Annotated in this window: 19 protein-coding genes; 10 read left to right on the top strand and 9 right to left on the bottom strand. The window is 28.0% G+C overall.

The window, feature by feature from the left end; all coding sequences use genetic code 11:
- Positions 1 to 49: 49 nt before the first annotated feature.
- Complete coding sequence (ecnA, locus tag METOK_RS06770; protein WP_232210797.1) at positions 50 to 625, bottom strand: calcium-activated nuclease EcnA; 576 nt, start codon at positions 623 to 625, stop codon at positions 50 to 52.
- A gap of 217 nt (positions 626 to 842) precedes the next feature.
- Between ecnA and METOK_RS06775 the strand changes: the two genes are divergently transcribed.
- Positions 843 to 1,370 (top strand): Holliday junction resolvase-like protein, encoded by a 528-nt coding sequence (locus METOK_RS06775; protein ID WP_013867479.1) that lies wholly within the window; start codon positions 843 to 845, stop codon positions 1,368 to 1,370.
- A gap of 52 nt (positions 1,371 to 1,422) precedes the next feature.
- Here the strand turns inward: METOK_RS06775 and METOK_RS06780 are convergent, their stop codons facing one another.
- The 3 genes from METOK_RS06780 to rpsB all read right to left on the bottom strand — a co-directional run bounded on the left by METOK_RS06780 (position 1,423) and on the right by rpsB (position 3,659).
- Positions 1,423 to 2,127 (bottom strand): 30S ribosomal protein S3ae, encoded by a 705-nt coding sequence (locus METOK_RS06780; protein ID WP_013867480.1) that lies wholly within the window; start codon positions 2,125 to 2,127, stop codon positions 1,423 to 1,425.
- A 155-nt stretch (positions 2,128 to 2,282) separates the two neighbouring features.
- Entirely contained in the window at positions 2,283 to 2,891 is a 609-nt protein-coding gene (locus METOK_RS06785; protein ID WP_013867481.1) for an HVO_0476 family zinc finger protein, read from the bottom strand.
- Between the two features lie 105 nt (positions 2,892 to 2,996).
- Positions 2,997 to 3,659 (bottom strand): 30S ribosomal protein S2, encoded by a 663-nt coding sequence (gene rpsB / locus METOK_RS06790; RefSeq protein WP_013867482.1) that lies wholly within the window; start codon positions 3,657 to 3,659, stop codon positions 2,997 to 2,999.
- Positions 3,660 to 4,213: 554 nt separating this feature from the next.
- Between rpsB and METOK_RS06795 the strand changes: the two genes are divergently transcribed.
- From METOK_RS06795 to METOK_RS06810, 4 genes are all read left to right on the top strand, one after another.
- The gene (locus METOK_RS06795) at positions 4,214 to 5,596 is read left to right on the top strand and encodes a hypothetical protein (RefSeq protein WP_013867483.1); all 1,383 of its coding nucleotides are present in this window, start codon (positions 4,214 to 4,216) and stop codon (positions 5,594 to 5,596) included.
- A gap of 238 nt (positions 5,597 to 5,834) precedes the next feature.
- A complete protein-coding gene (locus METOK_RS06800) occupies positions 5,835 to 6,533 on the top strand; it encodes a fibrillarin-like rRNA/tRNA 2'-O-methyltransferase (RefSeq protein WP_269595620.1) in 699 nt (232 codons plus the stop codon).
- A gap of 259 nt (positions 6,534 to 6,792) precedes the next feature.
- Positions 6,793 to 8,181 (top strand): adenosylmethionine--8-amino-7-oxononanoate transaminase, encoded by a 1,389-nt coding sequence (bioA, locus tag METOK_RS06805; RefSeq protein WP_048057931.1) that lies wholly within the window; start codon positions 6,793 to 6,795, stop codon positions 8,179 to 8,181.
- A 74-nt stretch (positions 8,182 to 8,255) separates the two neighbouring features.
- Positions 8,256 to 8,819, top strand: coding sequence for a diacylglycerol/polyprenol kinase family protein (locus METOK_RS06810; protein WP_013867486.1), 564 nt, complete (start codon positions 8,256 to 8,258; stop codon positions 8,817 to 8,819).
- 15 nt (positions 8,820 to 8,834) lie between these two features.
- Here the strand turns inward: METOK_RS06810 and METOK_RS06815 are convergent, their stop codons facing one another.
- The gene (locus METOK_RS06815; protein ID WP_048057932.1) at positions 8,835 to 9,026 is read right to left on the bottom strand and encodes a hypothetical protein; all 192 of its coding nucleotides are present in this window, start codon (positions 9,024 to 9,026) and stop codon (positions 8,835 to 8,837) included.
- 71 nt (positions 9,027 to 9,097) lie between these two features.
- Positions 9,098 to 10,453 carry a hypothetical protein gene (locus tag METOK_RS06820; RefSeq protein WP_048057933.1) on the bottom strand — a complete coding sequence of 452 codons (1,356 nt, stop codon included), beginning with the start codon at positions 10,451 to 10,453 and terminating at the stop codon, positions 9,098 to 9,100.
- Positions 10,454 to 10,753: 300 nt separating this feature from the next.
- Here METOK_RS06820 and METOK_RS06825 point away from each other — a divergent pair, with 300 nt between their 5' ends.
- The 5 genes from METOK_RS06825 (at position 10,754) to METOK_RS06845 (ending at position 16,324) form a co-directional block, all read left to right on the top strand.
- Entirely contained in the window at positions 10,754 to 12,115 is a 1,362-nt protein-coding gene (locus METOK_RS06825; protein ID WP_052293969.1) for a tetratricopeptide repeat protein, read from the top strand.
- A 237-nt stretch (positions 12,116 to 12,352) separates the two neighbouring features.
- Positions 12,353 to 13,171: a 4-phosphopantoate--beta-alanine ligase gene (locus METOK_RS06830; RefSeq protein ID WP_013867488.1), complete on the top strand. Its 819-nt coding sequence runs from the start codon at positions 12,353 to 12,355 to the stop codon at positions 13,169 to 13,171.
- A 331-nt stretch (positions 13,172 to 13,502) separates the two neighbouring features.
- Positions 13,503 to 14,345: a molybdate ABC transporter substrate-binding protein gene (gene modA / locus METOK_RS06835; protein WP_013867489.1), complete on the top strand. Its 843-nt coding sequence runs from the start codon at positions 13,503 to 13,505 to the stop codon at positions 14,343 to 14,345.
- A gap of 78 nt (positions 14,346 to 14,423) precedes the next feature.
- Positions 14,424 to 15,212, top strand: coding sequence for an ABC transporter permease (locus tag METOK_RS06840; protein ID WP_013867490.1), 789 nt, complete (start codon positions 14,424 to 14,426; stop codon positions 15,210 to 15,212).
- Between the two features lie 5 nt (positions 15,213 to 15,217).
- Complete coding sequence (locus METOK_RS06845) at positions 15,218 to 16,324, top strand: ATP-binding cassette domain-containing protein (protein ID WP_013867491.1); 1,107 nt, start codon at positions 15,218 to 15,220, stop codon at positions 16,322 to 16,324.
- Positions 16,325 to 16,342: 18 nt separating this feature from the next.
- On the opposite strand, the gene hisE is transcribed toward METOK_RS06845, so the two are convergent.
- The 3 genes from hisE to METOK_RS06860 form a co-directional block, all read right to left on the bottom strand.
- Positions 16,343 to 16,639 carry a phosphoribosyl-ATP diphosphatase gene (gene hisE / locus METOK_RS06850; protein WP_013867492.1) on the bottom strand — a complete coding sequence of 99 codons (297 nt, stop codon included), beginning with the start codon at positions 16,637 to 16,639 and terminating at the stop codon, positions 16,343 to 16,345.
- Between the two features lie 121 nt (positions 16,640 to 16,760).
- Positions 16,761 to 17,180: a 6,7-dimethyl-8-ribityllumazine synthase gene (gene ribH / locus METOK_RS06855; RefSeq protein WP_013867493.1), complete on the bottom strand. Its 420-nt coding sequence runs from the start codon at positions 17,178 to 17,180 to the stop codon at positions 16,761 to 16,763.
- A gap of 108 nt (positions 17,181 to 17,288) precedes the next feature.
- Entirely contained in the window at positions 17,289 to 17,759 is a 471-nt protein-coding gene (locus tag METOK_RS06860) for a gamma carbonic anhydrase family protein (RefSeq protein ID WP_013867494.1), read from the bottom strand.
- Positions 17,760 to 17,761: the final 2 nt, after the last annotated feature.

Genomic DNA, 17,761 nt, shown 5'->3' on the forward strand with positions numbered 1-17,761 from the left:
TTTAAATAATAGCTAAATAATTATTAACTCATACATTAATTTTAATTTTTTAATTATTACTTACATTCCATAATCCTATTTTGTGTTCTTTTGCATATCTTTCCTCTTTTAAATATTTAGTTTTCAATTCAAAATTAGACACATAAACCCTTGCATATCCATTTTTAAGTAATTCTTCGTTAAAATCATCTCCATCTATAAATATATATGCGAGATATCTACCGTAGTACCCTTTTCTTGGAGCCTCATTGTCAAAAACTACAATGACAGTTTTATTTCCCAGCATCCTTTCCGCATAATCTTTTGCCTTATATCCCCAAACTTTTAAATAAGTTATGTTACTAATTGGATGATTATTTATATAAAATTTTTCAGGGCTATTTTTATGATATATTTCAGGAGTATCTACCCCTAAAAGTCTTATTTTGTATTTTTTCCCATTTTTATCCATAACCCATATAGTATCTCCATCCGTGATTTTTATAACCTTGGCAGTGAAATGCTCATGACTATTGAGAAACTTTTGATATTCATAACTATTACCATTGTAATTGTTATTATTGCCATTGTTATCTGAAAATATATCTAAACATCCGGAAAAAATTATAAAAATACTCATAAACATTATTATACTAATAACCATCAATTTATTTTTAATAATTTCACCTCATATATGGCAATATAAAATAATAATAATTTTTATAGCTAAAAATATAAATAAAATATATATATATATTAGTTCTTTAATTTATTTGGTTTTATAATTTATTTAATATTTTATTTTTATATCTGTTATATTCTTATACTTATATCATTAACTAATCATTTTAAAAGGTCATAATATGGATTTAATTTTAAACTTAATAGTATTGTTGCTGGTATTTGTATTAATTATATTATTTTTGAAATATTTAAAATTAAAAGACGAAATAGAACGCAGGGCATTGAGTTTGTTCGAGGAATGGAGAAGCACAGAGTTAAAAAAAGAAGTTGAGGAAAAAGCAAAAATACTATTTAGTGAGTGGAAACAAAAAGAAGAAAAAAATATACGAAGGGATGCTATTAAAAGAAGCGAAGCTGTTGTAATGGGAAAAATAACAGAACATTTAGTCCCATACTTTCCAGAGTTTAAATATAATCCAAAAGATGCAAGATTCGTTGGAAGCCCTGTGGATTTTATAGTATTTGATGGATTAAGCGAGGATAATTTAAAAAAAATAGTATTTATAGAGGTAAAAACTGGAAAAAAAGGGACTTTATCACATAGGGAAAAACTGATTAAAAAATGTGTTGAAGATAAAAATATTGAATATGAATTAATACACCATGATTACAACCATAATAATAAAAATTCTAAAATAAAAAAATAAAATTAAATTAAAAGAATAAAAAATTAAAAAATAAAATAAAAAATTATGTTATTTATTCTGCTTTTACTTCTTTTACTTCCTCATTTTCCTCTACTGCCTCATTGGTAGCTTCTTCTACTTCTTCGGTTTCTTCCTGTTTAGGAGCTCCTACTGGTTTTCCAAATTCTAAAACTTCTGATTTATATATTTCTACCCTTTTCATAGGGAATATTTTTCTACATTCCCCATATATTTTTGAACCTAAGCCACCCAATAACATTGCCTGAACGAATTCTGGGAATGTTGCGTTTTTAGCCATATCTCTAACAATTTCTTCCATTTTCTTTCTTATATCTGTTTTATGATGGTCCCTTGCTCTAACAGCTGTTAATACCATAGATTTAACTCTTATTTTGTATCCATCTTTTGTTCTTACATCTGTTACGGTTGTTATTTTACTTCTTCTTCTCCTAATTAATGATTTTAGATATTCTCTTGTTGTATCATGCCCAACGAATTGGGTTGTTGCGTTTGTTCCGCTAACTCCGTCTATTTTGAAATACATTCTTACCATGTGTTTTGAATGGTCATTTGTCAAGTCTTTTAAACTTGTTTCTGCCACTCTTCCAATAACCAATGATGGGTCATTTGCAGGGGTATGACCTATCAAATCCCCACCAAATGTCTGTGGAGTATATATGTTATACCATGATTTTGTTTTCCAAGTATCTCTGGCCATTCTTCTTCCTTTGCCAGCCCTAGCTTTCATTCTTGCCATGAATTACACCTCATTAGTGATATTAGTATTTTATTATGGTGATTTTAATTCAATTTTTGATTTTAATATTAATAATACTTAATAATCAATATCCTAAACATATCCTTAGTTTATAATATAATAGGTAATGGATATTATTAGGTATAGGATAAATATTATACAACAACATTATCTGTTAAATCTTCATAGTTTCTAATGGGTCTTGAAGTATTTGCATATATTCTTTTTATTTTTCTTGCAATTTCCCTCTTGAATGTTCCTTTCTCAGTTTTTATCATCTTTATTTTAAAGAACATTCTCCCCACACGATAGGTTGTTTCGTTATCAAATACATAATCCTGAGGGACCAATATATTGACGGAATAGGTAGTATTCCTATCATTTATGGAAATACCGACCTTTTTAGGTATATTTAAAGATTTTGCCCATATGGTTTGGATATCCTCAACCTTCGATGACATAACCCTCTTTGTAGTTTCTATACTTGTTATCTCCACATCTTCTCCAAAAATATTTATTACATCCCCAACTTTTAAAATCTCATCTACTGGAAGTTGAGAAACCTTTTTCTCGGATTCCCCATATCTGCTTATGATTATCTTTACATCTTTTAATTTTAAAGTTTTTTCAATATCATGAACATATCCACAGTTTAAACATTTTACAGTTAGTTTAACATGCTTCTTAGATTCTTGACTTTTTAGTATCTCATGAGGGGTTATATCATCGCATATTGGGCATTCAAATAATAATTCTTCATCCATTTTCATCATCCTTGGCGTAGTGAGATATGCCTATATATTTTATTATTTTTTATATATTTTGTATCTATCATATTTCATATTTTGCATAATTTATTTACTTTTTTCTTATTTTCTTCTTCTCCTTCCTCTGCCTCTCTGGAATTGTTGTGGGGTAATTTTTACCTTAACATTCATAGCTCTTTCCAAGAATTCTTCATATGTGAATGGCACATCTTCTCCAATTAATCCTCTGTTTTTTAAATATTCTCTTGCTATAAGATAGTATATTAATGAAACAGCCTTTCTACCCTTATTGTTTGTTGGAATTATGAAATCAATAAATGAGGTCAAATGTTCTGTATCACACATTCCAATGATAGGGATTCCAATTTCTATGGCTTCTTTTAATGCCTGTCTATCAACCCTAGGGTCACTTAAAAATAAAACCTCTGGTTCAAGGAATTTCCTTGATGATGGGTTTGTTAATGTTCCTGGAACAAATCTTCCTGCTACTGTATTTATGCCTGTTACTTGACCGAATTTTTTTAAAGGTCCAACTGAGTAAATTCTTCTTGAAACTGCTAAAATATCTTCTGGTTCATAGTTTGATAAGAATTTTGCTGCCAATCTTATTCTTTCATCTGTTTTTCTAACATCTAAAACATAGAGTCCATCAGACCTTACCCTGTAAATGAACCTTTTCATATCTTCTGTTTTTTGCTGAGTTCCTATATGGATTCCAGACGCCAAATATGTGTCTAATGTTGTCAATAGGTTTTCATCTGTCATATTTGCTCCTCCAAAAAAGTGGTTTTCTGGCTTAAAAACAAAGCCATTTTTTATTTAAGATTTTAAGTAATTTTAAATTTATGTTTAATATATATTATTTTATTTTTTATTTATATGTTGTTCATATATTATTTAGATTATTTAATCTTTATTTTTCTGTTAAACTACTTTAAAAAATTAACAATAGCATAATATATACTGTGGTATATATAGTTTTCTAATGAAAAAATTAATTTAAAATGGAACGAAATTAATATATAAATATAAAAATAAAAAATAAATAAAGCATAAGGTAGCATAAAAAATTGAGATAATTAATAAAATAATAATAAAATAATAATAAAAATGTAATGTATAAATAATAAAAAATAATACCATAGTTTAAATATTATAGAGCTCTATATAAAAATTCTAAAAAACAAAAACTAAAATAATAAAATTAAAAGAATAAATAATAAAAAATAGAAATTTATTAACTCTATTTTTAGTTATTATATGGTAATTATTTAATTATTTTTATTTTATCAATAATATATATAATCAATGGTGATTTTATGATATATTTAACATTTGCACCATATGGAGCATTTGCTTTGGAATCCAATGGAAATTTAGAGAATTTAACACTAAACGACTTAAAATATTGCAAAATCTTTGAAGAAGAAGATATTCCTAAAATTATGTATAATTTAAGAAATGGAAATTTTGAAATCGTTGAGGAACTAAAAAAAGAGTGGAATTTAAATAAAGACGAAGAAAAAGAAGAAATAAGCATTGAATTATCCGAGAACGAACCTAACATAGCAGGGGAGCTCATACGAAAAAACTTATATGAGCTCGGTAAAAAGTATAATGTTTTTGAAGATTATAACAATTTCATTGAAAAAATGAATTTATGGGGCACTGAATTTACAAAATTACTCATGAAAAAATCTTCTGAGGAGAGGGATAAATTAATAATTCAGACAGTAAGTGCATTGGATGATTTAGACGAATCTTTAAATTTATTCTCTGAGAGGTTTAGAGAGTGGTATTCATTGTATTTTCCAGAAATGGACAAATTAATAAAAAAACATGAGCTCTATGTAGATGTAGCATCCACATATACAGAGAGGGAGAATTATACAAGAACTAGATTAAAAAAATCTCTCCCTTCAAAATTAGCAAGGACATTATCCACAGTTGCAAAAAAATCAATGGGTGCAGAATTATCAGATAGAGACCTAAGTATTATAAAAACATTTGCAGAAGAAATAAAGTCCATGTATAAACTTAGAGAAAATTTACAGAATTATTTGGAAGAATTGATGGAAGAAATAGCACCAAACTTAACAAAAATAGCAGGTTCATCGTTGGGTGCAAGATTAATAAGTTTAACAGGGGGTATAGATAGGTTGTCAAAACTTCCAGCATCTACAATACAGGTAATGGGTGCAGAAAAGGCATTATTTGCACATCTTAGAGAGGGAGCTCTGCCTCCAAAACATGGTGTGATATTCCAGCATCCACTTCTTCAATCATCACCATGGTGGATTAGAGGTAAGGTTGCAAGAGCTCTTGCATGCAAACTTTCAATTGCAGTAAGGGCTGATGTGTATGGAAACTATATTGCAGATGAGCTCTTAGATGACCTCAATAAAAAGGTAGAATCCATAAAAGAAAAATATCCAGAACCAAAAAAGAAAAAACCAGTAAGAAGGGACGATAATAGAAGAGGTAGTAATAGAGGCAGAAGCGGAAAAGATAAAGGTAGAAGAGATGTTAAAGGTAGAGGAGATAAAGATGGAAGTAGAACCAAGGGCAAACCCGCTGGAAAAGGAAAAAAACAGACAAAATTTAAAGCTGCAAAATCAGAAAAGACTAAACAGAAAAGTCATAAAAAGGATAGACCTAAAACTGAAAGAAAGGTAATAGGAAAAACATCCTCTAAATTGTAATTAAGTATTATAAATTACTTTAAATTATATATAGTCAAAGACAGAACTTTGTTAATTATTAATTCACATACAATAAAACCTATGTGATACTTACAGTTTCTATACAATAAAATGAGATAATATTAGGTTAATAAATTTCTATTAGTTAAATTTGTTATGTCGAGAACTATAAATTACATTAAATTATCATTTTTAAATATTTTAAATATTAAATATGTATTAAATGTTCTATAATTAAATATTTGGTGATACTGTGAAAATTAAGGAGATTTTTGATAATATTTACGAAGTAGATATGGGCGATGGAATAAAAAGAATAGCTACAAAATCGCTTGTTCCATCAAAAAGAGTATATGGAGAAAGATTAATAGAAGTAGATGGCGTAGAGTATAGAATTTGGAATCCAAATAAAAGTAAATTGGGAGCTTCCATAATAAATGGTTTAAAATATATGCCAATCAAAAGGAACACAAAAGTCCTTTATTTAGGGGTATCTGCGGGAACAACACCATCTCATGTTGCCGATATAACTGAAAAAGGACCAGTTTATTCTGTGGAATTTGCACCAAGGATTATGAGGGAGTTTTTAGAAGTTTGCAACGATAGGAAAAATTTAATTCCGATATTGGGAGATGCTAATACTCCAAATGTATATGCTAACATGGTTGAGGAAGTGGATGTAATATTTGAGGATGTTGCACAACCAAATCAGGCAGAAATACTTGTAAAAAATGCAAAATGGTTTTTAAAAGAAAATGGATATGGAATGATTTCCATAAAAGCCAGAAGTGTTGATGTTGTGAGAAATCCAAAAGAGATATTTAAAGAACAGAAAGAAATTTTAATAAATGGCGGTTTTGAAATTATCGACGAAGTAAATATTGAACCATTTGAAAAAGACCACATGCTGTTTGTAGGAATTTGGAGAAAACATTAAAAATAAAAAATATAAGGAACCAATAATAAATTAAATAATTATAATTTAATAAAAATGAGTATATTATATTTTATTTTATGCATTATATTTTATTTTTTATTTTTTTAATTTAATTTATTTTTATTTATTTACTTTTATTTTTAGCAATGATACTTAATATTTTATAATATCTATATTAATATTTAGTCTGATGATTCCAAGATTTATAATTTTAATAATTTCAATAATTTTAAAATATGTTAGTTCAATAGGTGATATAATGGATAAATTCACAGAAAATCTTGCTGAATGGGATAAAAAATATGTTTGGCATCCATACACACAGATGAAAGAGTATAATCCACCATTAAAAAATATAATTGTAGAAAAGGGTGAAGGAAACTATTTAGTGGATATAAATGGAAAAAAATACCTCGATGCAGTCTCATCTATATGGTGCAATTTATTTGGTCATAGCGAGAAAAGAATAATAGATGCCATAAAAAATCAGGCTGAAAAGATATGTCACTCTACACTTTTAGGCTGTGGAAATATCCCTTCAATAGTTTTAGCAAAAAAACTTGTTGAAATAACTCCACCCCATTTAAATAAGGTATTTTATTCAGAAGATGGTGCAGAAGCAGTAGAAATAGCTGTTAAAATGGCTTTTGAATATTACCAATTAAGAGATGGTAAAAATAATAAAAGAACAAAATTTGTTTCAGTGAAAGAAGGATATCATGGAGACACAATTGGAACAATGAGTGTGGGAGGTAGTGAAACATTCCATGGATGTTTTAAACCACTTTTATTTAAGGGATATCATGCCGGAGCTCCGTACTGTTATAGGTGCGAATACCACAATTTTAAAGATACCGATGAGAGGGATGAAAAGGGATGCAGTATGAAATGTCTTGAAAACATGCTGAATCTTATAGAAAATCATAAGGATGAGATTTTTTGTGTAATTCTTGAAGCAGGGGTAATGGGTTCAGCAGGTATGATACCATATCCTGATGGATATATAGAAGAAGTTGCAAAAAAATGTAAGGAAAACGACATAATCTTAATACTCGATGAGGTGGCAACATTCGGGAGACTTGGAAAACACCTTTTTTCAGATAATGAAACATTGAAGAAATTGGGAAAGCCAGATATAATTACACTTGGAAAGGGAATAACTGGGGGGTATGTGCCACTTGCAGCAACCATTACAACAGAAGAGATATATAATCAATTTTTAGGGGATTTTGAAGAATGCAGACAACTTTTCCACGGACATACCTACACGGGAAATCAAATATTATGTGCTGCATCTATTGCCACGATGGACATATTAAAAAACGACAAGATATTTGAAAATATTGGCGAAAAAATAAAATTACTACATAACTCATTGGATAAATTGAAGGAGCTCGAACATGTTGGTGATGTTAGGAAGAGAGGTTTTATGATTGGTATAGAGCTCGTAAAGAATAAAGAAACTAAGGAACCATATCCTTATGAATTTAAAGCAGGATACAAAGTTGCGGATAAATTGCTTGAAAAGGGCATATATATGAGACCCATATTTAATACTTTGATAGTTATCCCACCATTAACAATTACTGGGGAAGAAATAAAGTTTTTATGTGATAAGTTATATGAATCAATTAAAGAAACTTTATAGTTTTTATTAAATAATAATTATCGTAATTACTATTTAATTATTAAATAATTAGAACGATGTTATAAGGTATTTTTATGAAAATAAGGGAGTTATATCGTCAAACCATTCATATAATCTTTGGAATTGTTGTAGCTTTTTCTGTATTGTATATTAATAAATACACCCTTATATTTTTATTAGTAGCCTTAATTGTTGTTGGAATCTTCTTATATTATTATTTAAAAGAGCATTACCTCCCAATAATATCTGATTTACTTAGCAGGTGTGAAAGGAAAAAAGAATTTGGAAAAGGGGCAATTTTATTTGCAATTGGTTTGTTGATAACATTGATTGTAGTTAAGGATATTAATGCCATATTCTATTCCATATTGGTTTTTGCCATTGGAGATGGATTAGCTACATTAATTGGGGTTAGGGGGAAATTAAAAATAGAATATTTTGGAAAAACTATTGAAGGATTTTTGGCGTTTTTTATTTCAGCAGGTATTGTCTTATATTATCCTTATGGAATATTGGGCATTGCCGTTGCCTTTATTGGAGCATGCATTGAATTTATTAGTAAAAAAATAAAGATAGATGATAATTTAATTCTTCCAGTTTTTGTGGGAATTATATTGGAGATAATTGGAAGCATTTAATGCAATATATGGTATTTATTTAAACTTATTTTTTATATTGACTAATCTATCCTCAACCATTTTTTCAAATAATCCTTTGATTATCTTTTTATCCACCTCAATATTTCCATTTTTAACAGTATAGTTAATAATATAGTTGTTGATATTCTTGGCAATCCACTTATCTTTCTGTTTCCACTCATCAAATGTTTCATTTGTAATTACCAATGCAGCAACCCCCTTTATATAATTTAATATTAAACTATAGGCTTCCTCTCTTGAATTAACTTTTTTTACATTTAATGATAGTATGTTTTTGGGATGGAGGGATCACTATTATCTACTACAAAAATTATATTTTCAAATCCTATCTTTTTTGCCATGTTGATTGTGCGATGTATATACTTAAATATCGTGTCATCTTTGATATTTTGAGCTATATTTATTCCATCTATAATTATGTATCTTTTTGAAAGTATTACAGGACAGGTTTTTTTGAAGTTGTATTTATCCAAATCATAATTTAACATTGAATTAATAAATTCATCGTTTAACATATATTTTTTTAAGTCTTCTTTATTATCAAATCTCTTTGAAAACCATTTTTGAGTATAATTTATTATCTTATCTTTTTCTTTATGACCTGCCATTACCTGCAATTTTTCTTCTGGTGTGAGCTCTATCCTTTTATCATTTTTCAATTTATCCCATATCTCATCAATAGTAATCTCGCTACCAAATGGTATATCCAATATTATATCATAGAGGAGAGCCTCCTCAAAGGTAGCTAGTCTATATTCCGACATAATACCTTTTAACTTTAAATACAATTCATAAGAGGACTTACTACATACGCCTAATTTCTTTGCTTTGTTGTATTCTTCAATGTTTTTAAATCCTCTCTCTAAACAATTGTAATATTCCTCAGCATTTTGAAATCCATTATCTAATGCATCTCTATATATCTCAACATTTCCAAATTCCAACAATAATGCATTGAATAATTCTTTAAAATCCTTAAATCCTTCTTCAATGGCATAATAATATAAATCTGCATCTGAACATATTCTGTATTCATCCCTGTACCCTTCTTCTGTATAGCAGGTTATATATTTACATCCACTAAGTAAATCATCATATGCTAACCCTTCTTTTTTCAATTTATTTAGAGCTCCGATAAAACCCAATTTCTTAGCATTTTTATAATCATCTTTATCTTTAAAACCAGATTCTTTAAACTCAAAATATTCTTTTGCATTTGAAAAACCTAATTCTTTATATCTATAATAATCTTCACCAAATTCAAATCCCTTCTCAACACCATCAAATAAATCGTACAATGATTTATATCCTTTATTTGGTATCCAATATATTGCTCCATTTAATGTAATAAAAAACATTCCTGAATCTTTAATATCCTGTTTATTGGTGGCGTCCTTATTACCTTTATTAATGTTATTATCATATTTATTAGCAGTATTATTATCCCCATTATTGCCATCATATTCACAGATAATTTTAGCTTTATATTTGCTGGCAAACTTTAAAAACTCCCTTACATCTTTTAATTTAATCATAGGCATTGCCTTAATTTCATCTACTTTAACATGTTCATAAGAACTGGCATATATTTTTAATAAACTATCATAGTTCATGAATATCCCTAAATTATAATTATCCTTATAATAATTATTTAAATTTTTAAAACTTGTTTAAATATTGGTTATAATTCATATACATCAGCATAAGCCACATTAAAAAAATTAATTAAAATTTTATCATACTTTTTTATATTTTTCTTATATAATCGTTTTATAGTATTACATTTATTTTTTATTTACTATCAAATAGTAAAATTTAAATATTAGATATCAATAGGTATTACTGTTTTATATTATAATATTAATAAATAAAATAAAATATTCACTAAGTAATAGACTTAATTGGTGATAAATTTGAGTTCGATACATTGGAATATACCAAAATTAGCAGTGGGGATTATATGTTTTATAGGTGTGATAATCCTTGCTGGTTCAGCCTATTCAGCCTATCATACTGAAGAAATGGCTGCAAAATATACAAATATGGGCATTAAAGAATACAGCGACGGAAACTATGAAAAGTCTATTGAATATTTTAAAGAAGCTTTAAAATATGACCCTAATTATCCTTGGGCATGGTATAATATGGGAAATGCCTATGGAAATGAAAATCAATTCCATCATTACGATAAATTACCAAGCCAAACATACTGTGAAGCTGGATTACCCGATGAACAGAAAAAATACGATGAAGCTATAAAATGTTATAATATATTTATTAAATTAGACCCAAAAGATGCCGCCCTTGGGTATTCAGGTATAGGCAATAGCAATTATCTCTATTATGATTCTTATTTGGATAGAAAATATGAGGTATTGCCCTATTTATTTGAGGCTTTAAAACATAAAGACGAGATTTCAAAAAATTCTGGAAAAGAAGGAGTGGCAGCATTGTATGCAAATATTGGAAGAACTTATTTAGCAATGTCTGAATTAGACGATGCACTAAAATATTACAAATTATCCGTAAATACTGCACCTGTTGATTCTGCTTATGAGCATATTACATGGGTATATGTGAATTTAGGAGATTACAATACAGGATATAAATATGCTCAGGATTATTTAACTCTTGGAAGTAAATATGGCTGGGATTCAGATTTAGGATTGATGCCTGCTGCAATCTGTGCCTACCATCTTGGAAAATACGATGAAGCTATAAAATTATGCAGTGAAATACCAAGCAAATTCCCAGATTCTGCCTATGTTGGTGAAGCATACAGGTATATGGCAATATCCAACATGAAAAAAGGAAATAAAAATAATGCAATTAAGTATTTAAACGATGACATAAAAACATGCACAAATGCACTTACCTCAAAGGATACCTCACCATCAGATATTCCGGGGGCATACTTTGAAAGAGGATTGTCATACTATTTAATTGGGGAATATACAAACGATACTACCTACTATAAAAAAGCTATGAATGATTTTGAATACCTATATAATCATCCAGAAATATCAAACAGAGAAGTGGCACATCAAAATTATTATATTAAGGGAAGTTTAGCATTAAGTTGTGTGAAAGAAAAATTAGATGATAAAAAAGATGCTGAAAATATAATCAATAAAATATCTCAAAACTTAAATTCCGACCCTAATTTAATAGGATGGAAAAAATATTATGGAAAAAGAATCAACAAATTAAAATCAGATATTTCTTCAAACTCAATATCCGAAATTCCATCATGGATTGTTGAGTTAGGACATTAAATTAGGATATGATACATAAATTTATTTTATTTTATTTTTTTAATTTTTAATTTTTATATTTCTTTATTTATTATGTATTATAATTTTATTGTAGTTTTTTAATTATATTTAATTATATTTTTTAATTTTTTATATTGAATTATATATTAAATTTATATTAAGTTATATGAATTTTAAGAAATTTATACTTAATATAATTTATTTTTACAAATATGATAAATTTTAGAGGTAAGCATTATGAAGCATAAGGATAATGATAATAATAAAAAAATAAGTTTTGTTCCAAAAACACATCCAAGATACAAATCACTATTAAATCGTGAAAAGGTAGTAGAAGCATTGGATAAAGGAATACTTGCAAAAGCTGGGCTTACTGCACATGGCAGGGGTGAGGCATTCGATTACTTAATTGGTGAAAAAACTACCGATATAGCATTAAAATCAATAAAAGCTTCTGCTGCAATGCTTGTATTGGCTGAGAATCCAGTAATTTCAATTAATGGAAATACAATAGCCCTTGCAAAAGATGAGATTGTTCAACTTGCAGAGGAATTAAATGGAAAAATAGAGGTAAATCTATTTTACAGAACAAAAGAAAGAGAAGAAAACATAAAAAAAGCTTTTGAAGAAGATTTAACTATAAAAGAAAAACTAAACAATAATAAAATAAAATTGCTTGGACTAAATGATGCGAATAGGCAAATACCAAACTTAGACAGTTTAAGGGGTAAAGTTTCAGAAAAAGGGATATATTCCGCAGATGTAGTTTTAGTTCCTTTGGAAGATGGAGATAGAACAGAAGCTCTTGTAAATATGGGTAAAAAGGTAATTTCCATAGATTTAAATCCACTTTCAAGAACTGCAAGAAAATCTACCATTACAATAGTGGATGAAATAACAAGATGTATTCCATTATTAACAAAATATGTTAAAGAGTATAAAAAAATGGATAAGAAAGCGTTAAAGAATATTGTAGATAATTATGATAATAAAGAAAATTTGAAGGAAATGTTAAATTATATATCTAATAGGTTAAAGACTATGGATTTAGGATAATTTTATATTAATTTTATATTAATTTTATATTAATTTTATATTAATTTTATTTTTATTTATATTATTAAACTTATTTATGTTTTTATTATCTTTTTTTTAAATTTATTATTTTATTTTTTAGCATAATTATTTAATTTTTTAATATCTATTTTATATTTTATCATAAGTAGTATTAACTTAATCTTCTAATTTAATCTTCTAATTTATCTTATAATTTAATTTTCTAATTTTTAAAGTTTATAGGTATTTATTATTTGTTAATCTTTTTAAATTAACATAACTTATATATATAACTATATATAATTAATTAGAGTTTATTGAGGTGAAAAAAATGAACAATAAAATCCTTGTTTTTATCTCATCAATAGTCATTATAACCACTGGGTTATTATGTGGCTGTTTAAATGAAAATAACCAATCAACAATCCATAGCGACTCAACAATCCATAATGACAAATCATTTGAGGGAAAAACCATCGTAGTTCTATGTGGAGCTGGATTGATGAAACCCATGAATGAGCTTATACAAAATTTTGAGAACAAAACAGGAGCTCATGTAAAAGTTCATTACGGCGGTAGTGCTGAGATATTTGGAGTATTAGCAACAACAGGAGGCGATATTTTTATTCCTGGGGCTTACAAATATACCGAGGATGCTATGAATAAAGGATTTATCCTCAACAATACCGTAAAAAATATAACTTATCATATACCTGTTATAGCGGTTTCAAAAGGAAATCCAAAGAATATAAAAGATTTGGATGATTTAGCAAAACCTGGGATTAGAGTAGTAGTAGGAGACCCAAACGCATGTGCAATTGGAAAGGTAAGTAAGAAAATTTTAGAAAAGAACCATTTATGGAAAAATGTTAGCAAAAATATTATTGTCAAGACCCCAACGGTTAATCAACTTCTTATTTATTTGGCAACGAATCAGGCCGATGCATCAATTATATGGGAAGATATGGTTGTTTGGTCAGAAGGAAAAGGCAAAATCGAGGTTGTTAAAATCCCAAAGAATAAAAATATGATAAAAACAATTCCAACAGCCATAACAGTCTATGCTAAAAAAGATAATAATTTAGCAGTTGCTAAGGCATTTAACGATTATATTTCAAGTGATAAGGCAAAAGAAATATGGAAAAAATGGAATTTTGTTCCATGCAATGATTAATAGTTATTATTTATTATTAAATTATTTATAATTATTACTCATTTAATATTACTTATTAAATATTTATGTGGTGATTCAATGAAGTATATCAATGTTAATTTTAGGGGTTTTTGTATATTGTTATCATTTTTATTCACTTTTTTATTATTTTTGGCTATTGCTTCATTATTCTTGGTTCCTAATCCTTCGGATGTTTTAAATTCATTAAAAACTGAGGAAATGATATATTCTTTAAAGTTGTCAATACTAACCTCTTTAATATCCACATTTCTTGCTATATTATTATCGGTGCCAATAGGTTATGCATTATCGAGGTATGAATTTAAAGGAAAAGATGTTGTAAAATCGATTCTTGATTTACCTATGGCATTTCCAGAGTTAGTTTTAGGTTTGGCATTGCTTTTACTGTTTGGACAGTCATTTATTGGAAAGGCATTAGAAAATATTGGAATAAATGTGGTTTTTACAAAGTTAGGCATTGTTGTTGCTCAATTTTTTACGGCACTGCCCTATGCTATTAGGGTTCTTTACACAACATTTGAAGGAATATCTCCACGATATGAACTTGTTTCAAGGTCTTTGGGATATAATGAGTTTGAGACTTTTTTTAATGTTGTAATGCCTTTGGCAAAGAACGGATTATTTGCCTCTACAATAATCACATTTGCGAGATGTATGGGAGCATTTGGGGCGGTTTTAATCCTTGCTGGCGGTTCTTATATGAATACTGAGATTCTGCCTATAACATTGTATTTAAATATATCCTATGGAAATCTTGGAATGGCTATAACAAGTGGAATATTGCTTATACTAATATCATTTGTAGCTATATTGATATTTGAAAAATTCGAAGGGAATAACAGGTGAATGAAATGGGTTTTATAAAGGTAGAAAATTTAAGCATAGATTTAGGTGAATTCCACCTTGTTGATATTGATTTTGAAATAAAAAAAGGAGATTATCTAACAATTATAGGTCCTACGGGCAGTGGAAAATCCATATTATTAGAAACAATAGCAGGATTTTACAAGCCTAAAAAAGGGAGGGTTTTTCTTGAAGGGGAAGATATAACAAATCTACCGCCTGAAAAAAGGAATATGAGCATAGTATATCAAGATTATGTCCTTTTTCCCACTAAAACAGTCTTTGAAAATATAGCCTATGGATTAAAGAAAAAGATTAATGATAAAGAGGAGATTAAAAAAGAGGTAACTCAAATTGCTGAAATATTAAATATAGCTCATTTACTTCATAGAAAACCAGATACTTTAAGTGGAGGAGAACAACAAAGAGTAGCATTGGCAAGGGCATTAGTGGTAAAACCAAAATTGTTATTAATGGATGAGCCATTTAGTGCTTTGGATGTAAAAACTAGGGAAAATTTAAGAAATTTGGTTAAAAAAGCTATTGAAAAATATGAAACTACTATATTGCATGTAACCCATGATTTTGACGATGTCTGGAATTTGGCAACAAAAATTTTAGTTATGAGAAATGGAAAGATATTACAAAAGGGAGATATTAATGACATATTTTACAGACCTTCCATAAACTTTGTTGCTGATTTTGTTGGAACAAATGTTTTAGAAGGCGAAATAATTGGAAAGGAAGACGGACTATCGAAAATAAAAGTAGGCGATTGTATTTTATTAAGTATTGATGATAGTGAAAATAATAACAATTATAATAAAAGCAATAAAGATAATAACATTGATAAAAATAATAATGTAAAATTGTCCATAAGACCCGAGGATATAATAATCTCAAAAAACCCAATAAATATCTCTGCAAGAAATGAATTTAAATGCAAAGTTAAAGAAATTAAAAAAATAGGTAATTTGGTGTATTTAATATTAAATATAGGTGGAACACCAACAAAATGTATTTTAACACCAAATGCATTATCTCAGTTGGAAATAAAAGAAGGAGATGAAGTTTATGCAATTATAAAAGCTATTAATGTGAGAATTATTAACTAAATTATATATATTCTTATTTTATTTTTTTCTTCTTCTATCAAACTCATCCATTACTTCGTCGTATTCCACACCACAGTATGCAAGTAATACCAATGTATGAAATATTAAATCCGCACTTTCATATATAATATCATCCTTTACTCCATCCTTTGCAGATAGTATTGTTTCTGTTGCCTCTTCTCCTACCTTTTCACAGATTTTGTTTAAGGCTGTTTTTTTATCATCTGTTGTTAAGTAAGCCACATAAGAACCTTCGGGTTTATCTCTAATACGCTGTTTTATTATATCAAATTCTTCCCTTAATACATCTTTCATGAGAACCACGATATTTTATAAATAGGAATTATATTTCTTTAAATTTTATTATAATTTATCTTCTTATCTTTAATTTTATTTTATTTTTTTATTAATTTTTACATTTAATTTATATAATTTATTATTCCAATTCTTTTAATCTTTTTACCAGCTTTACAGCAGCCTCAACTGCTCTTTTACCATATTCAATTCTTTCTTCAGCCTGTAATCTTGTCATTCCTGGTCCTGAGATGCCCAAAGTAACAGGTTTGTTGTAATCCAATGATAAATCTGCTATTTTCCTTGCTGCATTTTGGACAACGATTTCATCGTGTTCAGTATCTCCTTCAATTACGCACCCAATAGTTACTACTGCATCAACATCTTCCTTTTCTAAAAGTTTTTTAATTGCAATAGGCATATCAAATGCCCCTGGAACAACTATTTTATATTTTACCTCTGCATTTAAAAATTTTGCATGCTCTTCTGCGACTTTTTCCATTAAATATGTTATATCTCTATTAAACTCTGCAACTACAAATCCTAATTTTATTGAATCCATATTTTTGCACCTTTTTATATTTTTATTATATTTCTTTTTAATATCATTTATTTTTTATATTATATGATTTATTTTTATTTTATTAATTATTCCTTTATATTCTTCATTTTATAAACTTTTTGATAATTCAATATATCTCAGTGCATTATCCCTTATGGATTTCACTTCATCATCAGTTAATGACCTAACCACTTTTGCAGGAGCTCCGATAACCAAACTATTTGGTGGTATTATTTTGTTCTGAGTAATTAATGAGTGAGCTCCGACAATACAGTTGTCTCCTATCTTTGCACCATTTAATATTGTTGAGTTCATGCCTATAAGAACATTATTTCCAATAGTGCATCCATGAACAACTGCTCCATGCCCAACTGTAACATATTCTCCAATTGTTGTAGGATGTCCCTTTGAACAGTGGATTACACAGTTATCCTGAATATTCGAACCTTTTTTAACAACAATATTATCAACATCCCCTCTTAAAACTGCACCATACCATATATTTACATTTTCTCCAAGTTCTACATTTCCAACTACTGTGGCATTTTTTGCTATTTTTGGATTATTTTCACTTTTCATAG

Origin of the sequence: Methanothermococcus okinawensis IH1 (assembly GCF_000179575.2) — an archaeon.
Taxonomy (GTDB): domain Archaea; phylum AGJL01; class Methanococci; order Methanococcales; family Methanococcaceae; genus Methanofervidicoccus; species Methanofervidicoccus okinawensis.

Coding starts and splice junctions, on each gene's coding strand:
- ecnA (WP_232210797.1), bottom strand. CDS start 625: ATGTTTATGAGTATTTTTATAATTTTTTCCGGATGTTTAGATATATTT.
- METOK_RS06775 (WP_013867479.1), top strand. CDS start 843: ATGGATTTAATTTTAAACTTAATAGTATTGTTGCTGGTATTTGTATTA.
- METOK_RS06780 (WP_013867480.1), bottom strand. CDS start 2,127: ATGGCAAGAATGAAAGCTAGGGCTGGCAAAGGAAGAAGAATGGCCAGA.
- METOK_RS06785 (WP_013867481.1), bottom strand. CDS start 2,891: ATGGATGAAGAATTATTATTTGAATGCCCAATATGCGATGATATAACC.
- rpsB (WP_013867482.1), bottom strand. CDS start 3,659: ATGACAGATGAAAACCTATTGACAACATTAGACACATATTTGGCGTCT.
- METOK_RS06795 (WP_013867483.1), top strand. CDS start 4,214: ATGATATATTTAACATTTGCACCATATGGAGCATTTGCTTTGGAATCC.
- bioA (WP_048057931.1), top strand. CDS start 6,793: ATGGATAAATTCACAGAAAATCTTGCTGAATGGGATAAAAAATATGTT.
- METOK_RS06810 (WP_013867486.1), top strand. CDS start 8,256: ATGAAAATAAGGGAGTTATATCGTCAAACCATTCATATAATCTTTGGA.
- METOK_RS06820 (WP_048057933.1), bottom strand. CDS start 10,453: ATGAACTATGATAGTTTATTAAAAATATATGCCAGTTCTTATGAACAT.
- METOK_RS06830 (WP_013867488.1), top strand. CDS start 12,353: ATGAAGCATAAGGATAATGATAATAATAAAAAAATAAGTTTTGTTCCA.
- modA (WP_013867489.1), top strand. CDS start 13,503: ATGAACAATAAAATCCTTGTTTTTATCTCATCAATAGTCATTATAACC.
- METOK_RS06840 (WP_013867490.1), top strand. CDS start 14,424: ATGAAGTATATCAATGTTAATTTTAGGGGTTTTTGTATATTGTTATCA.
- METOK_RS06845 (WP_013867491.1), top strand. CDS start 15,218: ATGGGTTTTATAAAGGTAGAAAATTTAAGCATAGATTTAGGTGAATTC.
- hisE (WP_013867492.1), bottom strand. CDS start 16,639: ATGAAAGATGTATTAAGGGAAGAATTTGATATAATAAAACAGCGTATT.
- ribH (WP_013867493.1), bottom strand. CDS start 17,180: ATGGATTCAATAAAATTAGGATTTGTAGTTGCAGAGTTTAATAGAGAT.
- METOK_RS06860 (WP_013867494.1), bottom strand. CDS start 17,759: ATGAAAAGTGAAAATAATCCAAAAATAGCAAAAAATGCCACAGTAGTT.